At 64.9% G+C, this 26,732-nt stretch carries 16 protein-coding genes; 12 read left to right on the top strand and 4 right to left on the bottom strand.

The features are described 5' to 3' along the window. Window positions 1-25: 25 nt before the first annotated feature. The 3 genes from GNH96_RS01305 to ccmD are packed head-to-tail and all read right to left on the bottom strand — an operon-like array spanning window position 26 to window position 2,624. On the bottom strand, window positions 26-2,002 hold the full coding sequence (locus GNH96_RS01305; RefSeq protein WP_169601570.1) for a heme lyase CcmF/NrfE family subunit: 1,977 nt from the start codon (window positions 2,000-2,002) through the stop codon (window positions 26-28). Further along, on the bottom strand, window positions 1,999-2,460 hold the full coding sequence (gene ccmE, locus GNH96_RS01300; protein ID WP_169601568.1) for a cytochrome c maturation protein CcmE: 462 nt from the start codon (window positions 2,458-2,460) through the stop codon (window positions 1,999-2,001). The genes GNH96_RS01305 and ccmE overlap by 4 nt, the downstream gene beginning before the upstream one ends. After that, window positions 2,457-2,624, bottom strand: coding sequence for a heme exporter protein CcmD (ccmD, locus tag GNH96_RS01295; protein WP_169601566.1), 168 nt, complete (start codon window positions 2,622-2,624; stop codon window positions 2,457-2,459). The genes ccmE and ccmD overlap by 4 nt, the downstream gene beginning before the upstream one ends. Window positions 2,625-3,156: 532 nt before the next feature. On the opposite strand from ccmD, the gene GNH96_RS01290 reads away from it, so the two are divergent. After that, window positions 3,157-6,399: a cytochrome C gene (locus GNH96_RS01290; protein WP_228719950.1), complete on the top strand. Its 3,243-nt coding sequence runs from the start codon at window positions 3,157-3,159 to the stop codon at window positions 6,397-6,399. Window positions 6,400-6,722: 323 nt separating this feature from the next. Here the strand turns inward: GNH96_RS01290 and GNH96_RS01285 are convergent, their stop codons facing one another. Next, on the bottom strand, window positions 6,723-7,322 hold the full coding sequence (locus GNH96_RS01285) for a Uma2 family endonuclease (RefSeq protein ID WP_169601564.1): 600 nt from the start codon (window positions 7,320-7,322) through the stop codon (window positions 6,723-6,725). Window positions 7,323-7,789: 467 nt separating this feature from the next. Between GNH96_RS01285 and GNH96_RS01280 the strand changes: the two genes are divergently transcribed. The 11 genes from GNH96_RS01280 to GNH96_RS01230 all read left to right on the top strand — a co-directional run bounded on the left by GNH96_RS01280 (window position 7,790) and on the right by GNH96_RS01230 (window position 26,705). Beyond that, window positions 7,790-8,140 carry a hypothetical protein gene (locus tag GNH96_RS01280; protein ID WP_169601563.1) on the top strand — a complete coding sequence of 117 codons (351 nt, stop codon included), beginning with the start codon at window positions 7,790-7,792 and terminating at the stop codon, window positions 8,138-8,140. A 561-nt stretch (window positions 8,141-8,701) separates the two neighbouring features. Continuing rightward, on the top strand, window positions 8,702-12,178 hold the full coding sequence (locus GNH96_RS01275; RefSeq protein ID WP_169601561.1) for a PKD domain-containing protein: 3,477 nt from the start codon (window positions 8,702-8,704) through the stop codon (window positions 12,176-12,178). A gap of 502 nt (window positions 12,179-12,680) precedes the next feature. Then, a complete protein-coding gene (locus GNH96_RS01270; protein WP_228719949.1) occupies window positions 12,681-15,464 on the top strand; it encodes a cytochrome C in 2,784 nt (927 codons plus the stop codon). A 55-nt stretch (window positions 15,465-15,519) separates the two neighbouring features. Beyond that, window positions 15,520-15,825 (top strand): hypothetical protein, encoded by a 306-nt coding sequence (locus tag GNH96_RS01265; protein ID WP_228719948.1) that lies wholly within the window; start codon window positions 15,520-15,522, stop codon window positions 15,823-15,825. A gap of 40 nt (window positions 15,826-15,865) precedes the next feature. Further along, window positions 15,866-18,619: a cytochrome C gene (locus GNH96_RS01260; protein WP_169601558.1), complete on the top strand. Its 2,754-nt coding sequence runs from the start codon at window positions 15,866-15,868 to the stop codon at window positions 18,617-18,619. 32 nt (window positions 18,620-18,651) lie between these two features. Continuing rightward, a complete protein-coding gene (locus tag GNH96_RS01255) occupies window positions 18,652-20,115 on the top strand; it encodes a hypothetical protein (protein ID WP_228719947.1) in 1,464 nt (487 codons plus the stop codon). Next, window positions 20,115-20,726 carry a hypothetical protein gene (locus GNH96_RS01250; protein WP_228719946.1) on the top strand — a complete coding sequence of 204 codons (612 nt, stop codon included), beginning with the start codon at window positions 20,115-20,117 and terminating at the stop codon, window positions 20,724-20,726. Before GNH96_RS01255 ends, GNH96_RS01250 begins: the two co-directional genes overlap by 1 nt. Then, window positions 20,723-21,721 carry a hypothetical protein gene (locus tag GNH96_RS01245; RefSeq protein WP_169601557.1) on the top strand — a complete coding sequence of 333 codons (999 nt, stop codon included), beginning with the start codon at window positions 20,723-20,725 and terminating at the stop codon, window positions 21,719-21,721. Before GNH96_RS01250 ends, GNH96_RS01245 begins: the two co-directional genes overlap by 4 nt. 38 nt (window positions 21,722-21,759) lie before the next feature. Further along, the gene (locus GNH96_RS01240; protein WP_169601555.1) at window positions 21,760-22,650 is read left to right on the top strand and encodes a hypothetical protein; all 891 of its coding nucleotides are present in this window, start codon (window positions 21,760-21,762) and stop codon (window positions 22,648-22,650) included. Between the two features lie 28 nt (window positions 22,651-22,678). Further along, the gene (locus GNH96_RS01235) at window positions 22,679-23,728 is read left to right on the top strand and encodes a 4Fe-4S binding protein (RefSeq protein ID WP_169601553.1); all 1,050 of its coding nucleotides are present in this window, start codon (window positions 22,679-22,681) and stop codon (window positions 23,726-23,728) included. 40 nt (window positions 23,729-23,768) lie between these two features. Next, a complete protein-coding gene (locus GNH96_RS01230) occupies window positions 23,769-26,705 on the top strand; it encodes an assimilatory sulfite reductase (NADPH) flavoprotein subunit (protein ID WP_228719945.1) in 2,937 nt (978 codons plus the stop codon). Window positions 26,706-26,732: the final 27 nt, after the last annotated feature.

Genomic DNA, 26,732 nt, shown 5'->3' with positions numbered 1-26,732 from the left:
CTCCATGGCTTGAACTCGCAAAGGGTCAGGTTGCGCGGGCGGCGGCGGTCCGTTCGGGAACGGCGCGGGCTTTGCGCAGCGGCAGGCGGTAGCGCCGGTCACCGACGGACAGCAGGCCCCCGGCGATCATGAACAGGCCGCCGGCCCAGATCCAGCGGATGAAGGGCTTGACGTACAGCCGCACGCTCCAGGCGTTCTTGTCCAGCGGCTCGCCGAGGGCGACGTAGAGATCGCGGAACAGGCCGGGGTCGATGGCCGCCTCGGTCATCATGTTGCGCTGTACCTTGTAATTCCGCTTCTGGGGCCTGAGTTCCAGGCTCTCGCCGTTCCGCGCCACCCGGAACGTGGCTTGCTGGGCCGAGAAGTTGGGGCCTTGGATGGTCTCCGTGCCGAGGAAGTCGAAGGTGTAGCCGGACAGCGTCACGCTGTCGCCCGGTGCCATGCGCACCAGCTTTTCCTGGCTCAGGCGGTCGGACAGCACGGCGCCGACCAGGAACACCGCGGCGCCGAGATGCGCGGCGGTCATGCCATAGACGCTGGGCGACTGGGCGCGCAGGCCGTCGAGCCAGCCATCGCGCAGCCGGACCCGGGTCCACAGGCTCAGGCAGGCGCTCGCCGCCAGCCAGAACGCGCAGCCCAGCCCGGCCATCATCTTGAAATCGGCCTCGTCCCAGGCCAGGGCGGCGAGCGCGATGCCGGCCGCGAAACTCGCCGGGAACAGGTAGCGGACCCGGTGCAGGATTCGCCCGAGGGAGCTCTCCCGCCAGGCGAACATCGGACCGATGCCGGCCAGCAGGAAGATCGGCGCCATCAGCGGAGCGAACACCGTGCCGAAATACGGCGGGCCGACCGAAATCTTGCCCAGCTTCAGCGCGTCCAGGATCAGCGGATAAAGGGTGCCGAGCAGGATGCTGCCCGATGCGGTCACCAGCAGGATGTTGTTGAGCAGCAGCAGGTTCTCCTTGGATACCAGGCTATAGCGCGCCACATCGCGGACCCCCGGGGCCTTCACGGTGTACACCAGCAGCGAACCGCCCACCACGATGGCCAGCAGGATGAGGATGAACAGGCCGCGGGTGGGGTCGGAGGCGAAGGCGTGCACGGACGTCAGCACCCCGGACCGGACCAGGAAGGTGCCGAGGAGGCTCAGGGAAAAGGCGAAGATCGCCAGCAGCACGGTCCAGGCCTTGAAGGCGCCGCGTTTTTCGGTGACCGCCAGCGAGTGGATCAGCGCGGTGGCGACCAGCCAGGGCATGAAGGAGGCGTTTTCCACCGGGTCCCAGAACCACCAGCCGCCCCAGCCCAACTCGTAATAGGCCCACCAGGAACCGAGCGTGATGCCGCCGGTCAGGAACAGCCAGGCCACCAGGGTCCAGGGCCGCGACCAGCGCGCCCAGGCCGAGTCCAGCGAGCCGCCGAGCAGGGCGGCGATGGCGAACGCGAAAGCCACGCTGAGGCCCACGTAGCCCATGTACAGCATGGGCGGATGCACCGTCATGCCGAAATCCTGCAACAGCGGATTCAGGTCGTTGCCGTCGGGCGGCACCGGCACCAGCCGCTCGAACGGGTTCGAGGTGAACAGGATGAACAGCAGGATGCCGACGCTCACCAAGCCCATGACGCCGAGCACGCGGGCCAGGAAGTCTTCGGACAGGCTGCGGCTGAACACCGTCACCGCCGCCGTCCAAAGCCCGAGAATCGTGGCCCACAGCAGCATCGAGCCCTCATGCGAGCCCCAGACCGCGGCGATGCGATAGTACAGCGGCAAGGCCGAGTTCGAGTTGCGCGCGACGTACTCCACGGAAAAATCGTTGTTGATGAAGCAGGCCGTCAGGGCGCCGAACGAAGCCAGCAGAAACAGGAACTGCGCGCGGCCGGCGGGCTTGGCGACGCTCATCCAGAGGTCCACGCCCCGGGATGCGCCCAGGAGCGGGAAACTGCCCTGCAGCAAGGCCATCACGAGGGCCATGACCAGGGCGATGTGGCCGAGTTCGGCGATCATTTCTTCTGGTACTCCGTATAGTCGACGGGAAGTTGGCCGTTCTTTTTCAGTGATTCGGCGACTTCGGGCGGCATGTAGTTCTCGTCGTGCTTGGCCAGTACCTCGGTCGCCTGGAAGGTACCGGTATCGTCGATCTGGCCCACGGCGATGATGCCCTGGCCTTCCCGGAACAAGTCGGGAAGGATGCCGGTATAGAGCACCGGCACGGCGTTGGGGCCGTCGGAGACCTCGAAGCGCACGCTCAGGCTGTCCGGTTCCCGCTTCACGCTTTCCTTGACCACCAGCCCGCCGATGCGGAACGGGTAGCCCTTCGGCGCTTCGCCGGAGGCCACCTGGGAAGGGGTATAGAAATAAAGGAGATTCTTCTGGAAGGCGGTGAGGGCGAAGAAGGCGGCGATGCACACGCCGGCGATCATCAGCGCCACCCACATCATGCGTCTGCGGCGCGGCGTCATCATGGGCGGGACTCCTGCTTCAACTGGCGGCGAAGGCTTTTCAGCATTTCGTTTTTCCGGCGCAGTGGAGCGATCAGGTTGAAGACGAGCACGGCCAAACACAGGCCGTAGGAAGTCCATACGTAGACGGCATAGCCGCCCATATGGAAGAACGCTTGGAAATTCATGTGCTTGGGGAATGCCTCGGATGGAGGGATCATTGGGATCGACACGATATGTTACGGCAATGCCGAGTTCGGCGGCTACCGGGGAAACGGGGCCGCGGCGGAGGCCGTCGGTTTTTCGCCATCGCGCGGCAGCGAGTTGCGTCGGGTAGACCGCGGAATAACCAAGCACTAATCGTGCCTCAAGGGCCGATGGCTGTCCCTCCCGATGGCCCGAACGCGGCGCGGTTCGCTCCCGCGTCATCGTGGGTCTGCGGGAATCGCTCGAGGTCCTTCGGCTGTGTGAGTTGCCGCGATGACTGTGTCAGATGACGCGTTCTGGCGGATTCCGCATGTCCTCCTTGGGGCGGCGATATTGTGCGCGATATCGCTCACCTGATCCGCGAAGTCACGCTATTGCCTGAATGGCCTCGCGCGGCTTCCATTGTTTTTACGGAACTTTTTGTCTGGCTCGTTTGTTGCGCTCCACGTTTGGGCCTCGCGCATTTCCATGGGCGCCGCGCACAACAACACGAATCCAGAGTCAGGAGGAACCATGCATACCCTTCGTCCTTTCACGGAAACACATCCCTTCAGGGGCCTCATCCTCGGAGGCTCTCTGCTTGCCCTGGCTTCATTGCTGGCGCCGCAAGCGGTTCTGGCCGCCGCCAAGATCAAGATTTCCAAGGCGGCCTGGTCGGAGAAGGCCGGCACCTTGACGATCAAGGGCAGCGCCAAGGGCAACAGCGGCCCGGTCGACGTCTACGACATCAACGGCCGGCGGTTGGGCGGCGGCCAGGGCGACGGTTTCGCGTTGACGCTGAGCCGCCAGGACTTGGCGGGTATCCCTTGCGCGGTGCGGGTGCAGTCCGGCGACACCGAGGCGATCAAGCCGGTGAAGGGCGCGCCCAAGTCCTGCTCGGGCGCGCCTGCCTGCAGCATCGTCAGCCCCGGCCAAGGCGCTGCGATCCAAGTCGGGGTCGATACCCATTTCGAAGCCACCGCCACGGCCAAGGACCCGGCGGCGCAGCCGTTCGCCTACCAATGGGACTTCGCCGGCGGCGCCATGGGCGAACTCATCGCCGGCACCAACCCGCCTGCCTACAAGCGGCCGGACACCCTGTCCACCATGGTCGCGTTCGTCCGCAACGACAGCCGTTACCGGGTCAGGTTCATCGCCACCGACGCCAAGGGGCGACGCTGCGAGGACGCGGTGGAGGTGGTTGTCGGCAGTCCCCCGACAGGCTTGCCGGCCAAGGTGTCCGAGCAGCCGGCGCCAAAGCTGGGGGCGGAACTGGACGGCACCAAGGGCGACGTCGTGGTCCTGCCGTTCGAGGAATGGACCTACCAGAACCTGAGCGACATGCGATACGGTTCCAACGGCTATGGCTCCTTTTCACCGACCGTCAACAACATTCGGGCCTATGCTTTCAAGAAGGATCGCCTGCCCGTATTTCTGGATGATAGCGCCGTAGAACTCCGATATTCGGCAGCCTCGAATCCGAACGACCCCGTCGGCGGAGACTCCATCAATTCCACCAGCCACAACTGGCCGACGACGGCCGCCCTACTCGATGCGGCACTGAAAAAAACCGACGTGTGGGAGATACCCACGCGCCCGGATGCGCAAAAGGCCGAAGGCTATTTCGCCTGTTCCTGGATGATGACCGGATACTGGGGGGGCTACGGTTGTGGCGACGCTCAAGGTTTGCCTACGGTCGATGAAGGGTATTTCAAAGCCAAGAAAGACGATGCCGGCGCGATCGTATCGGACGATCCCAATACCGATCAGGGGCATGGTGCTTATATGCCGGGCCGGGAAAATCCCTATTTCGCCAATTCCCCGCAGCCATTCTCCAAATTCGTTGCCAACGAAAAATCCAGGAAGGAGGGCGTGGCCGACAAGCCGGCGGGGTGGTTCGAGGCCAACCTTCTGCCCTACACCGACACCGACGACCAGGGGAGAGTCAATCCGTTCTCGCTGGTGCGCGTCGAAGCTGTGGCCAAGGGAAGCAACGGCGTTCTTGCCAAGACCGACGGCGTGGTCAGCGCCGGGCGCGATTTTCATTGCCGGGAATGCCATGCCAAAGGCAAGGTTGGAGCGAACCCCAACGCGCCCTACACCAAGGCGGCATTTGCTTCCAGCGCTTGGGGCAAATACGGACTGGAGGCGAGCAAGACACTGCCCGGTTATTCCTCGTACGCGATTCCCGATGAAAAAATACCCGAAAGGCCCGAGTTTTTCGACGTATCCGATATCGGCGGTGATCCGGCGAGCATATTTGACCAGGAGTACGCGGCGGCCTTGAATTATTCGAGCCTGCATCAGTATTACGACATCATAACGTTTCTCAACGACATGATGTATGCCGTAAGCAAGACCTACCTTTCGGATGACGAAAAACAGCATCCCGCGAATATAGAAAAGGATACGCCGCGTCCCTGTTACGGATGTCATGCGACCGCTTTGTCTTTTGATCCTTTCAAAAACAGCTGGTGGGATGAAGATGGCTTCAAGGTCGATGATTCCATCTACGCGCCCAATTATTCCATTGCCATGCACCGCTTCCACGGCGAACTCCAGTGGAATGCCAATAAGACCGACATCGTGCGGGATGCCAAAGGCGCTCACGTACGCTGGGATTGGAAGACCAAAGGGCCGAACGATTCCACCAAGACCGGCAGCCTGTTCCCGATCTTCGACGACCAGGGCAAGCAATTGCCGATGGAAGAGAACTGCCTGAGGTGCCATGCGGGTCATCGCGAGCAACTCTACCGCGACCGCATGTACACGGCGGGCGTCACCTGTTACGACTGCCACGGCGACATGCTGGCGGTGGGAGAAGCATTCCCGAAGAATTATCTTGCCAACAAGGACAAGCTGGGTTCGGTCGAACGCGACGATTACCGGGTGCCATGGTTCGACGAACCGGACTGCGGTTCCTGTCATGTCGGTGACGGTAACAAGGGCGCCGACAAGAGCGGTGGCTTCTTCAGCGCTGGCGTGATGAAACGGGCATTTGACGATGCGGATTGGTCGGCGACGACCCGTGCGGTGAATCGCAGCGATCCGGATTCGCGCCGTTTCTCGGCCGCTCCTTTGGCGACCTATCAAGCGGCCATTCCCACGGACTTCTATTACGACGTGGATGAGGCAACGGGATCGTTCCTTACCAAGACGGTGGATACCAAGATCGACGCAGCCGTATTCCGCTTCGGCAAGGATCGCCACGGCAACGTCGCCTGCGCCGCCTGCCACGGTGCCGCCCACTCGGTCTGGCCCAACCGCGATCCGGGTTCGAACGACAACGTCACCGCGCTGCAGCTTCAGGGCCATACCGGCACCATCCTGGAGTGCAACGTCTGCCACACCGCGGACTCGTTCGCCAAGAAGGAAGACCTGGACGGCGGCCAGTACAGCGGCGACGCGCAGACCGGCATCCTGGGCGGACCGCACGACATGCATCCCGTCAACGACCCGTACTGGTGGAAGCAGGCCGACGGTGACACTGCCAACAGCGACGGCAGCACCTACGGCGGCTGGCACAACGACTACGCCAAGCTGCCCGGCGCCAAGGGCGAAGACCAGTGCGCGGCCTGCCATGGCAACGACCACAAGGGCACCCGTCTGTCCAAGACGCCGGTGGACCGGGTGTTCGACTTCCGCGGCTTCGACGGCAAGAAGCTGAAGAAGGCCGGGTTCAAGACCAAGGTCGTGAAAGTGGCCGCCGGCACCCCGATCGGCTGCGACACCTGCCATAGCCTGGAAACCAGCTTCAAGGGGTCGCCGGGGCACTGAGTTCCGCTTTCGTCAGAAGGGGCCAAGGATGGCAAGCGACACGGCGGGGTGCGGCGACGCGCCTCGCCGTTTTTTTATTTATCGCGGGAAAACCCACGGCTTGGCGGGGGGACTCGCAACGTTTGACGAACCCTGGCGTGGGCTTGGGATGCATGGGGACGGTCGGAGGAAGGCGGGAACATGGCCGTTCAACGTGCTTCCCGCCAAGCAGGGACTGTGCCGAGCCTTCGGAGGTCGACGGGTGAGGTGCGGCCGTTTGCCCGGATCGGCATCCGGGCGGAGGATGGGAAGCCATGCCGCTCCCCGCGGGTTCCGGTCTTCGATCAGCCCGTTCCCCGTTCCTCTTCAGCCTGCGGGGCCGGCGCGGATGCCCAAAGATCGGCCAGGGAGAATGCCAGCTCGGCAAAAGGTGGGGCGCGCACCTCGTCGGCTTCCTGCCAGGCGCCTTCCAGCAGCCAATGGCCGTCGAGGAGGCGAAAGACCTCCAGCGTGTGCAGATCCGGCTCCACCAGCCACAGCCACTGCACGCCTTGTCCGGCGTAGATCGGCATCTTGACCACGCGGTCGATGCGGGCGGTGCAGGGGGAGAGCACTTCGCACGCCCAATCCGGCGCCAGGGTGAAATAGGCCTCGTCGGGCAGGGTGGGCATCCGCTCGCGCCGCCAGCCGGCCAGGTCGGGCACCAGGATGTGCGGTCCCAGATGCATTTCGGGTTCGTCGAGGATCCACCAGCCGCCGGGACCACCGCGACCTCTCTGAAACGGGCCGACCAGTTCGTCGCCAAGGATGGATGTGGCGAGCACGTGTTTCGGCGCCGGGCGAGGCTGGGTAATGAGCTGGCCGTTCAGGATTTCGCCGATAACGTGTTCGGGCAGATCGAACAGGTCGCGGTATTCGGCCAGGCGTTCGGCGGGGCGGCTCATGGGAAGACTTCCGGGTTGGGTGATGCCGTCCATCATGGCGATTTTCCGCCGGCGGGTCTATATCTGGCGCGGCTTGCGGAGCAATCCCAGAGGAGGCTGGGATGCCCGCGGTTTCCGCCATCCGGCGCGTCAAATGACGTAGCACCCGGTGAAAACCCGGAGCGGCCCTGTGTCCAGTTTGATAAGGGCCATATCCATCAGTGGGTTAGGTGTTGGCCCGATCTCTGCTTTAATCAGTGGACTCGTCTTGCGCGGCAGCGCGGGACAGTGCGCCATCGGTAGATTGTGCAAACCATTGCGGATCCAGCGCGCCGACCATGGCTATGCATGTAGGCAATATGGGGCAAGCCGCTTGGGGGCGCTTCGGCGCCCCGTTTTTTTGTCCGATCGAAACGCGTGATCCCGGGCGCGGATTTTTCCGCCATGCCCGGCGACGAGCCTCTTCTGATCCATCATTCGGAGTTTCCATGAAATTCGTCATTTTCCTGATCGCCATGACCGCTTCCGCCGCTGGTTTCGCCGCGGCAAAAATGCCCCCCGGTCATCCCCCTGTGAATGCGGACGGCTCGAAGGCGCCGCCTCCATCGGCACAAAAGGCCACGGTGATCGACGTCATCAACGTAGCTCAGTACACCTATCTGGAAGTGGAGCAGGAGCAACAAAGCCTTTGGATCGCGGGGCCGTCCGTCGAAGTCAGGAAGGGCGATGTCGTCCGCTTCGACGGCGGGGTGGCGATGAAGGACTTCCACAGCAAGACGCTGGACCGCACCTTTCCGAGCATCGTGTTCGTCAACCGGGTCGTGGTCGGTGAGAAATAACCGGGCAAGCCGCCACGCCGATCGGCTGCGACACCTGCCCTAGCCTGGAGACCAGCTTCAAGGGCTCGCCCGGACACTGACGGCGTCTCAAGGAATCGGCGCCAGGGAGGGCGGCGATGGGCGGGGCACAGAGTGCCCCGCTTTTTTGCCCGTCCATTTTTCGCGGGGACGTGCTTCCTGCGGTCCAATCGCTTCCGGACGGTCTGTGGGATATGCCTCACAAAGCACGGGATTTCACATGGCGTTCCGGGGGGGATGCCACGGCGCGGCCTTTCGATTTTCCCGATCTCGCGGCCGTCCCGGATTTCCGTGGGCTCCGACCTCCCTTCGCCGTTTATGAAAAAAGGCATCGAAATCAATGGAGTGGCCCCGGCATGGCGTTGTCGGCGCGAGGATGGCGGGAGGAAACCTCGCCTATTGGAACTGCGGAAATGCAGCCGGGTACGGGTCTTGCGTTATGCCTTGGGTCATCGCAAGGGCACCCGTGTTTCGCGGGAGCCGTTCCTGCGTGATGGGAAGAATCGAAAACGAGAACAGCGTGTCATTAGAGGGTAGGTGTCAATGAACTCGAAATATCTTCATCAATCCGGCGGGCCGCTGGGCGTGGCGACAGCCGTCGCCGCGCTGGTGCTCGCCCTTGGCGGCGGAGGGGCCCAGGCCGCTTCCGTCACCGGCTCGGCCAAGGTCGATGCCGGGTTGGGCAAGGTCAACGTCAAAGGCAAGGCCGCTGGCCTTGCGCCGGGCTCGTGGGTATCGATCTACGATGCCGACAGCGACATGCTTCTGTACACCGCCAAGACAGACGGCAAACAGAAGTTCAAGATCACGCTGCAGAACGGCGGTGTGCCCTGCCGGCTGCGCCTGGAAACCGGCGACGGCGGCAAGGTCCTGATTCCGGTGGGCGGAGCCGATGCCTCGTGCAAGAAGGCGGTGGCCTGCGCCATCCAGAGCCCGGCGGGCGACGTGGAAATCAGCGAAGGCCAGTCGGTCGAGTTCGCCGCCGCGGCCAAGGCGAAGAAGAAGGTGACGCTGGATTACCTTTGGACCGTGAGCGACGGTTCGGAACCGTCCAAGACCTCGAACTTCTCGCATCAGTTCCATCACGCCGGCCAGTACCGGGTGAAGCTGAACGTGGCCGATTCCACCGGCAACCAGTGCGCGGACGATGTGGTCGTCCGGGTGGTGCCGCCGAACGCCAACCCGTACCCGAAGGTGTCCGAGCGTCCCGCGCCCGCGACCGCCGAGGCGCTCAACGCGCCGGACGGAGCCTACGTCGTGATGCCGTTCGAGGAAACCGGCATGCAGGGCGGCAGCCAGGTCACGCTGCCGTACAACCCGCTGATCCCGTATAACACGCTGAACGCGCAAGTGTTCAGGAAGGTGAAGCAGAAGCCGGCGCTCGTCGATCCCAGCGAGCTCGACGTCTTCTACTCGGCAGCCTCCAACCCGAAGGACCCGGTGGGGAGCGATTCCATCAACTCGACCAGCCAGAACCGGTTTTCGACCGGGGAAGCCGGCGCCAACTGGGATCCCGCCCAGACCACCGGCAGCCAGACCGTCCTGATCGGCGGCCGCAACTTCGCCGAAGCCACGCTGCGCAAGACGGAGATGTGGGACAAGATCGACCAGCCCAACTCGGACCTTTCCGGCAAGCCCAAGAGCGGCAAGTCGATGGCGGAGCAGCAGAGCACGTTCACGCCCGCCAAGCCCATGATGCAGCTCGACGAGGGCATCCGCGGCAACGCCGACGAGGGGGTATGGGCGCGCAAGATGCCGGGCGCGGCGAATCCGTACCAGGCCAACGACCCGCAGCAGATTTCCGCCTATGACGATCCGTCCAAGACCTTCCTCGCCCAGTTCATCCCGGCGAGCGACGTCGACGACAAGGGACGGGTCAATCCCTATCCGCTGTTCCGGGTGGAAGCCAGGGAGAAAGGCGGCAACGTCGTGGCCAAGACCGACGCGGTATTCTCCACCGCTTCGGAAACCCGTTGCCGCGAGTGTCACGCCAAGGGCAAGGTGGCCGCAGACGAATCCGTGTGGCGGACCCCGGTACGGGAAACCGAGTTGGCCAACGCGGACGGAAGCCCCGGTCCGGCCACCGGCGCGGGAAGCTATCCCGCGGGCAACACCGGCTACAACGGCATCTGGCCGCCGGCGATCCACAACGTGTTCAACGTCAATGCCTACGATCCGTTGCCGCCCAACAAGCCGGCGACCTACCTGTTGCCGGGCGCGGTGCCGGCGGATGCTTCCGGGCTGCGTACCGACCGGGTCGCGGAGTCGCGCATCGGCGCGGACGGCAAGCTCCAGATCCGCCTGAAGTTCAAGGATGCGGCGGAGTACGGCGATCCGGACGACTGGGTCGCCCAGGAAAAGGCGGCGCTGTTCAACGCCCTGGTGCTGCACGACTACATGGTGAAATACAGCCCGACCGGCACCATCTCCTCGCAGATCGCCGATCTCGTCGAGGACAAGCTCAATGGCAGCCGGGGCGCGGCGATGTATTTCTGTAACGGGCATCACACCAGCCAGTTGAAGTTCGACACGGGTGTCGCGGGCCGCTCCTACCCTTCCAACCGTTCCGACTATTCGCGGGCTTTCCACGCCTTTCACGGCAAGATGCAGGTCTATGCCCAGGATGTCTCGTCTTCCGAAAGCGCCGACGGCCTGGAACACAAGAAGGGCGATCTGATCCGCGACCGGCGCGGCCATCCGCTGATGTTCGGCGGCCGCGGCTGGGATTCGCAGCACGACGACAACAACGGGGTTCCGGTCAAGGCGGACGGCTCGACGACCAGCTATGCCTGGGATACGGGCAAGAATGACTGGGCGCCGGACCAATTCCCGATGCATGGGAAGGGCGAGCTGCAGTACCCGTTCGGCGAGAGCGTGGCGCAGGAGGAGAACTGCGTGAAGTGCCACACCGGCCCTACCGAGAAAGCCTACCGCGACATCCACTACGCCTCGGGCCTCAAGTGCGAAAACTGCCACGGCGACATGCTGGCGGTCGGCAACGCGTACTCCAGCCCTCGCTACGATGCGAACCTGAGCGGCGCCGGTGCCTATGTCGGCGATTCCATCCACTTCAGAAGGCCCTGGCTGGACGAGCCGGATTGCGGTTCGTGTCACGTCGGCGACGGCAATCGGAAGGACCCGAACCAGGGATTCTTCAGCGCCGGCGTGAAGAAAGTCGCCTGGCAGGCGAACGATCCGGCCAAGGCCAGCGTGTTCCCGGACGATGCCCGCTTCGCGGTCATGCCCATCGTCGAGACGCGCAAGGAGAAAGCGACCGACAAGGACGGCAACACCGTCTACGTGGACAAGCAGGTATCGGTCGCGCTGTTCCGCAAGAGCAAGGACGTGCACGGCAGCGGATCGGGCGGCGCCATCGCCTGTTCGGCCTGCCACGGCGGCTCCCATGCCATCTGGCCGAACGCCGACCCCGACGCCAACGACAACGTGACGGCCAAGCAGCTGCAAGGCTACGACGGCAACATCGTCGAGTGCTCGGTCTGTCACGTCAAGGACGACTTCAAGGAAGGCCTGGTGGCCACCGACGGCGGCACCAGCAACAAGGGCGTGGCGCAGGGCGTGCGCGATGGCAAGGTGGTCGACGCCACCAGCGCGCGGGCCTACCTGGCCGGGCCGCACGGCATGCATCCGGTCAACGATCCGTACTGGTGGAAGGAAGCCGCGGCTTCCGCGCCCAACGCCAGCGGCACCCGCAAGGGCGGTTGGCACAACGACTTCGCCAAGAAGCCGGGGCCGTTCGGTGAAGACCAGTGCGCCGCCTGTCACGGCAGCGACCACAAGGGTACGCGGTTGTCGAAGACTTTGACGGCCCGCGAGTTCGTGAACGAGAAGGGCAAGGTGGTGAAAGTGGCCGCCAATACCCCGATCGGCTGCAACCTCTGCCACAGCCTGCAGAAGAGCTTCACGGGCGTTCCCACCGGACAGCCGAAGGCCTATCCGCCGCCGATGCCCTCGCCGATCCATGGCGGTGGGGACGGCGGAGGTGGCGGCCACGGCCACTGAGCTTTCCCGTCCCAATCTCCGGGCGGCCCCGTCGGGCCTGCCCGGGACTCCGCAAGCCGGCGCCGGAAATGACGCCGGCTTTTTTACTCAAAAAGCCGGCGGGTTCCGGTTGATCTGAAAAATGAGAATCAATATCATTTGTAGCGATGGCGGTGGGGTTGCGGACGCCGGTTCCGCGGCTTTCTTCCACGGGGGCTCTCGTTTTCCGCCGTTGCGGTTTCGCGGCGGGAAGCGCGACCGTGGCCATCGTGGACGACGATCGAGCTTCGGTCCCCTCGCCAGCGCTTGCGTGATTTCACTCATTGGCGTGTGAAATCACTTATCCGGCCGGCATGGGGTTCCGTCCGAGTCGCCGGGGTGTCTGATTTTGAAACACTGTCTGGAATGGTTCGCATTTTGCTTCCTCTTCTCGCACCCCAGGGAAAACGGCATCGCCGGCATCCCTGGGCGATGGGAAAAGAAGCAGCCGCGCGCCGGCAACGGCGCCCACGGCATTGGACGAATGAGCGAGGCACAACGAATGCGGATTCACCGGCTACAGATCTGCCCATGGCTGTGGGCCGTCTGTCTTCTCGCCGGAATTCATCCGTCGTATGGCGGAGAGGTGCCGGCGGACAACGGTTTCGACCGGGCCGTCCTCCATCCCGCCATCCCGCTCCTGGACGAGAGCGGGCGCCATGTGCTGGAGAGCGGCCTGCCCTACAGTCCCAGGACCAGCTGCGGCAACGGCTCGGGCAGCGGCTGCCACGACTACGCCAGGATCACCCGGGGCTACCACTTCGAGCAGGGCCGCGACGAAACCCGTGATGGCTTCGGCACGAAGCTGGGGCTACCGCAGCTGACAGGCCCCGGCTATTTCGGCGGTTACAACTGCATGTCCGGCAATGCGCCGGGCTGGCTGGCCCGGAAGAGCAATGGCGGCGCGGCGGAATTCGCCGATTTCGGCGCACCCGATCTCGTCAGGTACTGCGGCTCCTGCCATGCCGGCGGCGGCTGGGGCGAGCTCGACCGCAACGGTGTGCGCTATGACGAGCAGTCCGCCGAGGCCGTCAAGGCTTTCGACGGCGACTATTTCAGCCGCCAGTTCCAGGACGCCGGCAAGACGGGGCAGTACGGCGGTTCCGGACCATCCGAGGTGGTGGCATGGGACTGGAAGAAAAGCGGGGTCCGTGAAGCCGACTGCATGCTTTGCCATGCCGACTTCTCCCGCCTGAAGAAATTTTCCGCCAGCCGACTGGGGGCCGCCGACGGGGCGGACGGTTCGGATTCCGCGGCCACACATTACGCCCGTCTGCGCGACGAAAAGTTCATCGCGGGCGGTTTTTTCCGCTATGCCGCATCTGCGATCTGGGAGTTCCTCGACGTGCGGCCCGATTTGGAGGGAGGCGCCGCGCTGCTGGCGGTGGAGCGCAGTCCGAGCGCGGGCACGGCGGCGCCGGATTACCGGCTCGTCCTGGACGATCAGGGCAACCCCAAGCTGCACTGGAACCGGGAGGCTTTCGACGAATCCGGCAAGATCCGGGTTCCCATGCTGCGGTTTCCCGCCAGCGACAACTGCATGTATTGCCACAAGACCGGCAATTCGCGGCGCGGCTTCTACGGCTTCGGGCCGGAAGTCAGGATGAGGACCGGGGCCGATGGCGCCACGATCACCGATTTCCGCACCGACGTGCACAAAGGCTCCGTCTGGACCGAGGACAACGGCCAGGCGCGGTCGATCGAAAACTGCAACGCCTGCCATGCCAAGCAGTACTACAAGCCGCCTTCAGCCAACGTCGACCTGGATGCCGACCACCATTTTCCGAAGGGCAACGGCGACAACGACATCCGCAACGACCTCGACAACATGCCGTCGCCGACGGCTTGCGAGCATTGCCACGACAAGGCGGCGAAGCCGGCATTGCCGTCCGGGCACAAGAACGTGCTGGAGGCCCACCGGGAAATCTGGAAAGCCAACGGCGACATGCGGGGCTATCCGGAAAACACGCTGGACCGGATCACCCAGACGCACCTCGACGTCGTCGCCTGCCAGACCTGCCATATTTCCAAGCTGGCCGACGACGGCAAGGCCTTTCCCATGCGCTACCGCTACCGGGTCGGCTACGGCGGGCGGCTGAAGATCTTCCCCTACAAGCCGGCCTACCGCTATTTCGTCCGGGACCGGACCAGCGGACGGGTGTTGAACCGCTACGAGCGCTTTTCCGTGATCGAGGAGCGGAGCGGTTCGGACGGCGGAAAGTACGGAGCGATCCTCGATCCCGCCAGCGGCAAGGAAATGGGGCGGGTGGCGATGAACGGGGACGAATTCGGGGAGCCGCCGACTTTCGCCGACTACAAGGCGCTGAAACAGGCCTACGACGCCCTGCTGGGGATGAAGGGCTACGCCGCGCCCGACGTCCGCTTCGTCTACGTCGAATCCAACGAATACGCACTGAGCCACGCGACGCGGCCATCGCCCCAGGCCGTGCAGTGCGAGGACTGCCACGCGCGCAAGCAGAGCGGGGCCTTCAGCGCGCTGATATCCGCCGAGGGGCTGCTGGGCCAGGCCAACGTGGCCGAAGTCGCGAAGCTGCCGGACCGCAGGCTGGTGGATGCCGGCATCGTCGAGCTGGGCATGCCGTATTTCCAGGTCCAGGACGACGGACGCATCGTCGAGAACGTGGCCGACGTGCTTTACGCCAGCCGGCTCGACCCGTCCATGTCCATCCTCAAGTCGGAAACGGCCCGGACGGTCGAGAACGAGTTCAAGACTTTGACCAACGCCGAGACGCTGTCCTACGCGGACCTGGACGAGGCGGCGGGGCAAAGGCTGGCGGCGGACCTCGCTTCCGGGGAGGCGCTGCTGTTCAGCTCGAAGGTCGGGCACAGCTCACTGCGAGAATTCGCCCTGATCCAGGCGCGGGGTACGCGCACCGCGGCCTACGGCGGCATCCTGAGGGGGCGGGTGGAGAGCCGCCAGGCGAAGGCAAGGGACCGCGCGAGGATCGTCGGCCAAGGGTTCGGCAACCCGGTCGCGGACATCTATTCGGTGGCCGTCATGGACGCCAGCGGCAAGACGCTGCAGGGGCTCATCGAAGGCACCGCGCTGGTCAAGCTGCCCTATCGCGGCAAGGCGAAGGCCCGCGGCCAGGTGAACGTGTTGATTTCCGGGAACGGCAAGAACTGGCAAAGGGTCGGCGGCAAGAACCTGCTGGTATTCCGGCCGCGCGGGGACGTCGACGGTTACGTGGTGGTCCGGATCAAGCAGCCGGCCCTGTACCTGACCATCGCGGACAAAGCGGGCTGAGCCGCGGTCACTGGACTTGGCCCCGAATTTCAAAGATCGCAAGAGGAGTCGTGACATGCATACCAAGTCTCGCCGGAGTCAGCTCCGCTGCCCTTCGAGTCCGCTGGTCACCGAGAACGCGGCCGAATGGCCGCGGGCATCGGGAATGCTCGGCCATCCGCTGGTGCGGAAGGTCCTGCCCTGGCTCGCCGGGGCGGGCATGGGGCTGGGGCATGCGGCGGTGGCCTCCAACTGCACCGTTCCCCAGCAGGGACGCTGCAGCAGTTGCGGCAGCTGCATCGTGGTGGTCGGCTCGCTGGCCATCTGGGCGTTGTCCAGAAAAAAGGGACAGGGCGCGTTCTACGAGGAGCATGGGCGGTGACGAGCGCTCGTAACATTCGGGCGTACCGGGGAGATCGCGCATGACGGAGCCGACTGGCCGGACGCGGCGGGCTGCCGCGGGGTGCTTGTTGCTGCTGTTCGGAATCGCGTCCAGCGCGGTGGCGGGAGAGGCCGCCAACGCCTTCGACCGCACCCTCATGCACCCGGCCATCCCGCTGGTGGACGAGGACGGCCGGCACGTGCTGGAGAGCGGCAGGCCCTACAGCGTCCGGATGAGCTGCGGCAACGGCAGCGGCGGCGGCTGCCACGACTACGACGCGATGAACCACGCCTACCACTTCGAGCAGGGGCGCGACGAAACCCGCGACGACTACGGCGCCAAGCGTGGCCTGCCACACCTGGTCGGCCCCGGCTATTTCGGCGGCTTCAACTGCATGCAGGGCAATGCCGCCGCCGCGCTCGCCAGGAAAGCGAATCCCAATGAGGCGGAATTCGGCGATTACGGCGCGGCGGGCTACGTCAGGGCCTGCAGCACCTGCCATCTGGGCGGCGGCTGGGAGGAGTCGGACCGCGCCGGCACGCGCTACGACCGGGGCGTCGATGGTTCGATCCCGGCCTGGGACGGCGATTACTACGACCGCAACGGCGACGGCCAGGTGGTCCCGTGGGACTGGAAGAAGAGCGGCGTGCGCGAGGCCGACTGCATGACCTGCCACGCCGATTTCTCGCTCTTGAAAAAATTCCCCGCCAGCGGACTCGGCGGCAACGGCGATGGCACGGCCGGCGCCCTGGATCACTGGGGCCTGCTGCAGGACGGCAAGTTCGTGGCCCAAGGCTTTTTCCGCCATGCGAATTCGGCGATGTTCGAGTTTCTCGACGTCCGCCCCGATCTGGCCGGAGGGGCTCAGCTGCTGACCGTGGAGCGGACCGTCAAGCCGGGGACCGCCAAGCCGGATTACGACCTGGTGCTGAGCGACTCGGGCGAACCCGTGCTGCACTGGAACCGCGATGCCTTCGACGACAACGGCAAGGTCCAGATCCCCATGCGCCGCTTCCCCGGCAACGACAACTGCATGCTGTGTCATCTGGCGGGTGCCGGCATCAACCGCATCAATGCCAAGGTGAAGAGCAGCCGGCGCGGTTTCTACGGCTTCGGCGCGGAGGCGGCGGAGACCCTGGGTGAGGACGGAAAGCCCGTCGACGACTACAAGGACGACGTCCACAAGGGGAAGAGCTGGACCGACGACACTGGCGAGACCCGGATCATCGACAACTGCAATGCCTGCCATGCCAAGCAATACTACAAGCCGGCCTACGCCAACATCGACCTCGACGCCGACCACGATTTCCCCAAGGGCAACGGCGACGCCGACATCCGCAACGACCTCGATTACCAGCCAGGTCCCGCCGATTGCGAGTATTGCCACAGCACGGCGAAAAACCCGGCCCTGCCGTCGGGCCAGCCCACGCTGCTGGACGCCCACCGCGAGCGCTGGAAGTCCTCGGGCTTCATGCGCGGCTATGCCACGAACTCGTACAACCGGGTGGTGCAGGTGCATTTCGACGACCTCGCCTGCCAGGCCTGCCACAACCACAAGGCGGTGTACAACGGCAAGAACCTGCCCATGCACTACCGCTACCGGGCGCGCGCGGACGGGGCGCTGCGGGTCATTCCCTATGTGCCCAACGCCAGGTTCTTCGTCCAGGACCGCAGCAGCGGCCGGGTGCTGTACCGCTACGAAAGGCAGTCGGTGTTCCGCATGAAGAGCGACGGTCAGGCGGCCATCGTCGACCCGCTCAGCGGGCAGGAAATCGGATCGGTCACCGTCACCGGCGGCCAGTTCGACCTGCCGTCCACCTACAACGACTTCAAGGCGCTCAAACAGGCCTACGACGGCCTGCTCGAGGGCAAAGGCTACGTAAGCGCCGATGTGCGCTTCGTCTATGCCGAGAGCAACGAGTACATCTTCACCCACCAGACCCGGCGGGCGGAACAGGCGGTCGCCTGCGAGGAGTGCCATACCCGCAGGGCGGACGGCTCGATCAACGGCGCGGTCGCGGCCAACGGCTTGATGGGCGCCAACCGGGTCATCGAGGTCGCGAGGATCCCGGATTCCCGCCTCGTCGACGAAGGCGTGGTGGCGCTGGCATCGGGCTATCACAAGGTGCAGTCCGACGGCAGGATCACCGAGACGGTATCGGAAGTGCTCGAGGCCACGCACAAGGCGCCGGACATGTCGATCCTCAAGGCCGCGACGAGCCGTGCCGTCGGCGGTCCGCTGAGAAAACTGCCGGCCTCCGAGGCCGTGACGCTGGCTTCGCTGGACGCAGACGCCGCCGGCAAGCTCACGGCGCAGTGGGACAGCAGTCTGTCGCTGACCTTTTCCGCCAAGGTCGGCCACGCCTCCGTCCAGGGGGCCGCGCTGTTCATTCCCGGTTCCCCGCTGAACCAGCTGCTGCTGGACGGCGTCCGGGCGGAACTGAGCAGCAAGGAGCCCACTGCCGCCGAGCGTCGCAAGGTCGGCAAGCTGGGCGGAGGCGCCCTCGCGTCGGACATCTACAGCCTGAGCCTGAGCCGGAGCGGCGGCAACGCGGTGAAGAATTTCGGCAGCGGCAACGGCTGGATCAAACTGCCGTATGCGGGCGCCGCCACCCGGATCAAGGGCGTCAAGGTCGCGTATTCCGAGGATGGGCGGAGCTGGCGCATGCTGCCGCGCGAGCGGATCGCCGCCTTCAAGGCCGGCTCCGGCGGCGAGGCGGGCTATGTGCTGTTGCGCCTGAAGCGCCCGGTGGCATCTCTGGCGTTTACCGGCAAGGCGGGAAGCAAATCCTGATGGTCCGGCGGCGTTGCTGTGTTGGGAAAGAGGTGCGCCTGCGGCCCGCCCGGGCCTTGCGTCGGGGAAGCGCCGTCCTGCCGATGGCTTGCCTGCTGTTTGGCGGGCTGGGTGCCTCCCCAGCCCGCTGCGACAACTGGCATGGTTCGCTGCGCAGCAAGGTCCAGGTCGACAACCGTTATACCCTGCAGAACGCGCACGTGTTCGGCGAGCTGTGGGGCCAGGGGTTTTATGACAATACCCGGGAGGATTTGCACGGCGCCGTGGAATTCGTGACACGCACCGGTTATCAGCCCGACGGCGGCGGCGTGGCGGGGTTGTACCAGGCTTTCGTCGAAAAGGGTTTCGACTCGCTGAACACCCGCGTCAAGCTGGGGCGTTTCCAGCGTACCGACAACCTGGGTTTGTACCTGGTCGACGGTGGCGCCGTGGCCTATGCCTCCGACGGCAACGGCTGGGGCTTCGACGCCTATGCCGGCCATCCCAGCCGTTACGATCACGTGATCAGCGTGGAAGGGAAGTTCGTCGGCGGGCTGGAAGGGCGTGCGCAATGGACGCCGGACTGGGGCTGGGGGAGCGACGGGCCGTCGCTGAGCCGGATCGACGTACGCGGCGGCTACCAGTATTTCTGGCGCGACCTGTCCCAGAGCGCGTTCGATTATTCCCCGTATACCGGCTATGGGGGATACACCAGCGGAAACGTGAATGCCGGGGCGCTGATCGGCGATACCGGCCTGCAAGGCGCGGTCGCCGGCAGCTATTCGGCCTACGGCGGTTCCAAGCCCTGGGGCAGCTCCTTGCAGCGCCTGTATTTCGCCACCACCGGCGCGGGCAGGCTGGGGCTTTGGCGGAACAGCGATTACGAACTGGGGGTGCTGGGGACCTACCGGGCCGACCGGGACGCGTTCGAGAACATCCGCCTGAACGGCCAGCTCGACCTGACCAACGACGTGCGCGTCCGCAGTTCCTACGAATACTTCCAGCCGCGCGATCCCATCCTGACCTTCCGCGAAAAGTTCTACAGCGCCTACGCGCTGGGCGAGCAGACCCTGGCTCGGACCCGCATCCAGCACGAGCCGGTGAAGGGTTTCAACTACTACGTCGGCGGCCTCGCTTCGAGCCGCCAGGGTTACGACGGCTACGGCGGCGAGCTCGGGGCGAATTATGTTTTCAATCCGAATTTCGGCCTGATCGGCGAGTTCGACTACATGTCCCTGGGGCCCGAAAATGCGAGCAGTTTCTACCTCAGCAGCACGCACACCGTGAATTCCCGGCTGCAGATGCGGGTGAACACCGCCCTGCGGTTCGAGGACAAGATCCTGTACGGGTTCAACCGGGCGGTGGGCGCGGAAATCGAGGCTTTCTACATGCTGCGCAACAATCTCGTGCTCAACGTCGCGGGGAGCTACGTCTGGTATACCCGCATCCTCGACGAGTACCTGGGGGCGGTCCAGGTGATCTATTACTTCGACAACTTCAAACCGAAGGGGATGTGATGGCGCGGCTGCTACTGATTCTGCTCTGGGCCGTGGTCCTCGCTCCCCTCGTCGGCGCCGGCGACCTGCCCGACGCGGTCAAGGACCCCAAGTGGTGGGAGAAGCGGGAGAAACGCACGGACATCCGCTATCCGCACAACGCCCATATGGAGGTGATGGACGAGGAGGGCGACAGCTGCATGCTGTGCCATTCCTTCGCCCCCAATGCGATGGCCGACGAAAGCAAGCTCAAGCCGCTCACCACGATTTCCAACGAGCCGCTCAAGGCGGTCTGCCACGACTGCCACGTGACCGAGCAGCGCGGCCCCTGGCGCTGCAACCTGTGCCACGACGACAAGACCAAGATCTGGCCGGAAGACCACCGCTTCGGCTATGTCGACCACCATGGCGAGGCCGCGCGCCGGGACGAGGCCGCCTGCAAGGAGTGCCATCTCGACCTGGCCTACTGCACCAACTGCCACTTCCGCAGGGACACCATGGGCACCGGCTATCATCCGCTGGGATACCGCACCCTGCACGGCCTGGCGGTGCGGGTCGACACGCTGGACTGCGGGCGCTGCCACAACCAGGTCTATTGCGAAACCTGCCACGCGAGGACCCGATTCCAATGAAAACGAATGCGAAGCGCCTGGCGATATGGCTGTGCATGGTCGGGTTCGTGGTCCTCCATCCTGCGATGGCTGGCGCTTACACGGTGTCGACCGTGACCGGCAACCTGCTGCTGACGCCGAAACACGGCGGCGATGGCACCGCCTGGGGAAGGACCAACTGCGTCGGTTGCCATTTTCTCCAGAACATCCACGAGAAGGCCCCCAACATCCGCAACTGGGTGCTCTACAAGGGCACGGCCACCTGCACCGGCTGCCACGGCACCAACGGGACCAACGCACCGCGGCGCTGCGTCATCTGCCACAACGCCACCGACCTGGCCACGTCGCCCCGGCAAGGCGGCGTCCACAAGCACGACTTTTCCGTCAAGAAGGACCGGCCGCTCGGCGACGGCGACTGCCTGACCTGCCACGTCAAGCCGGACATGGACGGCCAGTTCGAGCGCGACGTGGATCTGACCGCGATCCGCGACGCCTCCGGCAGTTTCTCGCCGTATACCAGCGATACCGACTTCTGCCTGCGCTGCCACAACCGCGACCATCAGCCGGCGGGCGTCCGCATCAAGCCGAGGCCGAGCTACGGCCTCAACGATCCGCTGGTGGCCATCGAGGACGACTACACCCTGATCGACCGCCACGGCTGGGTCAACGGCGGTACGGGGCCGTACCCCGGATTGCGCGGCAAGAAGTTCCACTATGCGGACGAGGTCGCCTGCACCGATTGTCACGTCATGCATGGAACCCGCAACCCCAAGCTCATCCTGGACGACACCCGCAAGGGTTCCAACCGGCTGCTGAAGACGCTGCCCAAGCCTTACAAGGCCCGGGTCCACGACGGCAACTACGCCGAATTCTGCGTGCTGTGCCACCGGATGGAGGACCCTTCGGTCGAGGAAGGCGCGTACGACGCGGGCAACGGCTTGTCCGGCGTGCACGACGTCACCTCGGACTGTACCGCGTGCCACACCCATGGGGAGCCGGTGAAGGGGGGATTGTGAGGGGAGCGGGGAGCGCGTGGCGGGGATCGCGCAAGTGGTTGGCGGGCATGCTGCTGGGGCTGCTCGGCACCGGCATCGCGGCTGCGGGCGCCGACGACAGCTATGCGACGACGAAGAAGCTGCCCCCCCTGCACCACGTCGTCGGCGTCGTGCTGCCCGAGGAGATGAAGACGCCGAAACGCCTGCCGCTGCGGGAGGACCGCGAACTGCGCTGTCCGACCTGCCACGGCATCGAGGACATCGACAAGGTGCCGTACCGCCGGATCGACCGCAGCCTGCCGGATTTCCTGCGGGGCGGGCCTTACGACAAGCTGGAGAGCTTCTGTTACGAATGCCACGAGAAAGACAAGTTCAAGCGCCCCAACATCCACATCCTGCTGGACAAGAACGGCAAGCTCCGGGAGGAGCGCTGCACCTACTGCCACGAGGAGGTGCACCGGGAGCGGGACCAGCCGCTGCGCGCGGCGGATTACAAGCTGCGGCTGCCGCCGGAACGCCTCTGCTACGGCTGCCATCTGAAGACGCCGCACTTCAATGCGCTGGAACATCAGGCATCGAAACCCGACGCCCGGATGAAGCTCCACATGAAAGATTCGAAGGAGCGCCACGGCATCATTCTGCCCCTGAGCCGGGAGGGCAAGGTCATGTGCCCGACCTGCCACGCCCCGCATCAGCCGGGCGTCATCGACGCGCTCAACCCGGCCGTCGGGCAGGTGGACAACGCCGATCTGGAAACCGGCGTCAGCTACCGCGAACACCCCTGGGATGCGGTGGTGCGGGAAGACAAGAAGGCGCGCCTGGAGGCCTTGAGCGAACAAAGTGGACAACGATTCGAGCTGGGATACCGGCGGATCGACAAGGAAGTGCTGCTGAGGCTGCCGGCCAAGAACGGAGAGTTGTGCTTGGCCTGCCATCAGTTCGACGAATGACACCAACCCATCCGCGAGGAGCAAGACCATGAACGCCCTGACCGCGAAACTTGTCGAAAAAGTCCGTTCCGTGCCGAAGATCCAGCGCTACCGCTATTTCTGGATCGCCGTGTCCTGCACGATGTTCCTGGGGCCGCTGGCGGTGCTGCCGGGGCTGGCCGGCAACACCGATCTGTGCGGGAAGCTGTGCATGCGCCGCTTCTATCTGTATTTTCCCGGCATGAACTGGGACGACCTGTTCATGCACGTCTCGGTGGCCCTGATCGGCGTGGTGGCCTTCTTCGTGATCATCACGTTCACCTTCTTCTTCGGGCGCATCTGGTGTTCCTTCATCTGTCCGGTCGGCGGGTTCTCGGAGCTGGTCAGCCGCATGCTGAACGACCGCTGGAAGATCGAATACCGCGGCCTGCCCCAGGTCCAGATCCGCTACGGTTACCTCGCGGTCTACATGGGGCTGCTGCCGCTGCTCGGCGTCAGCGCCTGCACCCTGTGCAACTTCATCACCGTGCCGCGCTTCGTCGAGGCTCTCAGCGGAGGCTTCGTCGGCCTGGCCTTCATCTTTTCCACCGTCGGCCTGGTCAACCTGTCCCTCCTGTTCCTGCTCGGCTTCTTCGCCAGCAAGGGGCGCGCCTACTGCCAGTTCCTCTGCCCGATCGGCGCCATCGACGGGCTGGTCAACCGCCTGGGCGCGAAATTCCGTTTCACCCACCACATCCGGGTCGACAAGCAGCGCTGCACCGGCTGCACCGATTGCGCGAAGAAGTGCATGTGCGGCGCCATCAAGATGGTCGACAAGGTCGCGGTCGTCGACCAGTTCTCCTGCATGTCCTGCCACGACTGCGTCGACGCCTGCGACTGGAATGCCATCGAGTGGACCACGGCGCCCAGGAACAAGACGCCCAAGCGGGTCAAGCGCGGCATCCAGATCCATCCGGAACCGCAATGGCAGGCGGTCGTGAGGATGCAGCCGAAGCCGGCGCCGACCGCGCCGGTCATCCACTGGGGGCGGGTGGTCAACGGCGTGATCGTGGCGGCTTTTTCCTTGTTCCTGTTCGCGACCGCGGTGTGGCTGCACTGATCTCAAGGAACTTGAATCCGCACCGATGCGGCGGCGATTTTTGAATTCGAAGATGATGCGCTACGCCTGTTCTCTGTGTCTTGCGTGGCTGGTCCTGGCCGCGGGCGGTTCCGCCCTGGCCGCGGAGCGGCACAGCGATCCCGACGGCTGTTTCTCCTGCCATGGCCTGCCGGGGCTCGAATACCTGGACGACCACGGCGTGCTGCGGGTCGCCACGATCCTCAAGAGCGACTATTACGGCTCACTGCACGGCAGCGTGCCCTGCAAGGACTGCCACCGCAAGATCGAGCGCTATCCGCACAAGCCGGAGGAAGGCTATGTGGACTGCTCCGAATCCTGCCACCTCAATGAGCCATCCAAGGACAAGGCCTTCACCCACAAGCCGGTGGTCGACGAGTTCAAGACATCGGTCCACGGCGCCGGCCATGCGCCGGGAGCGACCAAGGATTTCCACGGCGGCAACCGCCTCGAGGAGGAGACCGGCCAGCAGAATCCCTCCTGCCGGCGCTGCCATTCCAACACCCCCTACATCAAGGACGCCAACCTGGAGCGTTTCAAGCAGGAGCTGCACCACACCGAGACCGAGTGCGGCACCTGCCACCAGGGCGAAACCTGGCGCAACCAGTTCAGCGGCCACATCCTGCGCCGCCTGGTCGGCAAGAACTACAACAAGATGGAAGCCAACGCCATGTGCGTGGACTGCCATGGCAATCATGAAGCCATGGCCAAGGTCGAAATCCAGGACCCGGAAACCAAGGAAAGGAAAAAGGCCAGTTTCCGCTTCGCCCACGCCGCGGACAGTTACGCGAAGACGCTTCATGGCCGGTTGCTCGCGGTCAACGACGAATCCGGCGCGAGCTGCATCGATTGCCATGCGCCCGACGGCTTCCGCCACGGCATCCTGCGGGACGAATCGAAGGCCGCCTCGACCCACCCGGACCGGCTGGGCGAGACCTGCTCGCAGGCCGGCTGCCACGGCTATGCCAGGAGTCCGCTCAATCTCGGATTCCTCAACACCGATCTGCACGACCTGGATTTCCTGCGCATGGAGGGTTTGTCCTTCGCCCTGGATTTCTCCCGCCTGGATTCCGCCTGGTATGCGGCGGCTTGGGTGCTGGGGCCGCTGGGGCTGATCTTCCTGGTATCCAGTTTCCTCTCGCCCTTGTCCAGGTCCAGGCAGGGTCCGGTCACCGAGGTGGTGGGTTACGAGCACTTCCAGCGGGTGATGATCGGCAGCGCCTCCGCCAAGGCCGGTCTGTGGCGGCGCATCCTGCCGCGGCTCGCCGGGCGGAGTTCTGGGTCTAACCCGGCCGCCGCGGCCCCGGTGGTCGAACCCGACGCCCCCATCACTTCGCTGACCCTCCTGTTCGGCTCCCAGACCGGCAACGGCGAAGGCGTCGCCGCCGATCTCGAAGCCCGGCTAAAGGCATGGGGCTACAGCGTCAAGCGGGTCGACATGGCGGACTACGACCCGCAGGACATCGTCAACGAAAGGCTGCTGTTCGTCATCGTCAGCACCCATGGCGAAGGTCAGCCGCCGATCCCCGCGGAGAAGCTGCACGGCTACCTGTATGCCGAAACCGCGCCGCGGCTGGAGCACCTCAAGTTCGCGGTGTTCGCCCTCGGCGACAGCAGCTACAAGTATTTCTGCAAGGCCGGCAAGGATTTCGACGCCTTCCTGCAGCGGCTGGGGGCGAGCCGGGTGCTCGACCGGGTCGACGCCGATGCCGACTTCGAGGAGGCGGCCGCCGCCTGGATCGAGGCGGTGCTCGGCTGCTGCCGCAGCATCATCGGCGACACCGGTATCGAGCCGCCTCGCGAGGCCGAGCCGACCGATCAGGCCGCGGTCAAGGCCGGCTACGGCAAGACCAACCCCTATCCGGCGGCGGTCCGGCGCAACGTCAATCTCAACGGGGACGGCTCCGCCAAGGAAACCCGCCATATCGAGATCGATCTCGGCGACTCCGGCCTGAGCTATGAGCCGGGCGATGCCCTGGGGGTCTATCCGAAGAACAACCCCGCTTACGTCGAGGCCTTGCTGGTGGCCTTGCAGGCCGACGGCTACGCCGAAGTGACCCTGGGCAAGGAGACCCTCACGCTGCGGGAAGCATTCTACAAGCACCTCGACATCACCGGCCTGAGCCGGGTGCTGGTCGAGAAATACGCGGAGCTGAGTGGCAGCCGGGTCCTCGCCGGGCTCCTGGCGGACGCCGACCCCGCCCGACTGGACGGTTACCTCTGGGGCCGGCAGATCATCGACCTGATCGAGGATTTTCCGCTCCAGGGCATTCCGCCCCAGACCTTCGTCGACCTCCTGCGGCGCATGCCGCCCCGGCTGTATTCGATCGCCTCGAGCATGAAAGCCCATCCCGGCCAGGTGCATCTCACCGTCGGCGTGGTGCGCTACCACGCCCATGGCCGGGACCGGGAAGGGGTCTGCTCCACCTACCTTGCCGGCCGTGTCGGCGCGGACGAGCGGCTTGCCATCTTCGTGCAGCCGAACAAGCATTTCCGCCTGCCCAAAGACCCGGCGACGCCGCTGATCATGGTCGGGCCGGGCACCGGCATCGCGCCGTTCCGTGGTTTCGTGGAGGAACGCGAGGCCACCGGGGCGGCGGGGAAAAACTGGCTGTATTTCGGCGACCAGCGCCGTGCCACCGACTACCTCTACCGGGAGGAATGGGAGGACAAGCTCTCGCGCGGCGTGTTGACCCGGCTGGATCTCGCCTTTTCGCGCGACCAGGAGCGGAAGGTTTACGTGCAGACCCGGATGCTGGAAAACGCCAGGGACATGTACGCCTGGCTCGAGGAAGGCGCCTGTTTCTACGTCTGCGGCGACGCCTCGCGCATGGCCCATGACGTCCACCAGGCGCTGCTGACGATCGTGATGCAGGAGGGCGGAAGGACGCGGGAGCAGGCCGAGGACTACCTCGAAGCCATGGCCGCCTCCCAGCGCTATCTGCGCGACGTGTATTGAGCCGGCTTCGCTGGATGGTGCTTTCGG

Origin of the sequence: Methylococcus geothermalis (assembly GCF_012769535.1) — a bacterium.
Taxonomy (GTDB): domain Bacteria; phylum Pseudomonadota; class Gammaproteobacteria; order Methylococcales; family Methylococcaceae; genus Methylococcus; species Methylococcus geothermalis.
This window is presented reverse-complemented; position numbering and strand designations above follow the sequence as displayed.

Excerpts from the sequence above, each read along its gene's own strand:
- GNH96_RS01305 (WP_169601570.1), bottom strand. The coding sequence starts at position 2,002 with ATGATCGCCGAACTCGGCCACATCGCCCTGGTCATGGCCCTCGTGATG.
- ccmE (WP_169601568.1), bottom strand. The coding sequence starts at position 2,460 with ATGATGACGCCGCGCCGCAGACGCATGATGTGGGTGGCGCTGATGATC.
- ccmD (WP_169601566.1), bottom strand. The coding sequence starts at position 2,624 with ATGAATTTCCAAGCGTTCTTCCATATGGGCGGCTATGCCGTCTACGTA.
- GNH96_RS01290 (WP_228719950.1), top strand. The coding sequence starts at position 3,157 with ATGCATACCCTTCGTCCTTTCACGGAAACACATCCCTTCAGGGGCCTC.
- GNH96_RS01285 (WP_169601564.1), bottom strand. The coding sequence starts at position 7,322 with ATGAGCCGCCCCGCCGAACGCCTGGCCGAATACCGCGACCTGTTCGAT.
- GNH96_RS01280 (WP_169601563.1), top strand. The coding sequence starts at position 7,790 with ATGAAATTCGTCATTTTCCTGATCGCCATGACCGCTTCCGCCGCTGGT.
- GNH96_RS01275 (WP_169601561.1), top strand. The coding sequence starts at position 8,702 with ATGAACTCGAAATATCTTCATCAATCCGGCGGGCCGCTGGGCGTGGCG.
- GNH96_RS01270 (WP_228719949.1), top strand. The coding sequence starts at position 12,681 with ATGAGCGAGGCACAACGAATGCGGATTCACCGGCTACAGATCTGCCCA.
- GNH96_RS01265 (WP_228719948.1), top strand. The coding sequence starts at position 15,520 with ATGCATACCAAGTCTCGCCGGAGTCAGCTCCGCTGCCCTTCGAGTCCG.
- GNH96_RS01260 (WP_169601558.1), top strand. The coding sequence starts at position 15,866 with ATGACGGAGCCGACTGGCCGGACGCGGCGGGCTGCCGCGGGGTGCTTG.
- GNH96_RS01250 (WP_228719946.1), top strand. The coding sequence starts at position 20,115 with ATGGCGCGGCTGCTACTGATTCTGCTCTGGGCCGTGGTCCTCGCTCCC.
- GNH96_RS01245 (WP_169601557.1), top strand. The coding sequence starts at position 20,723 with ATGAAAACGAATGCGAAGCGCCTGGCGATATGGCTGTGCATGGTCGGG.
- GNH96_RS01235 (WP_169601553.1), top strand. The coding sequence starts at position 22,679 with ATGAACGCCCTGACCGCGAAACTTGTCGAAAAAGTCCGTTCCGTGCCG.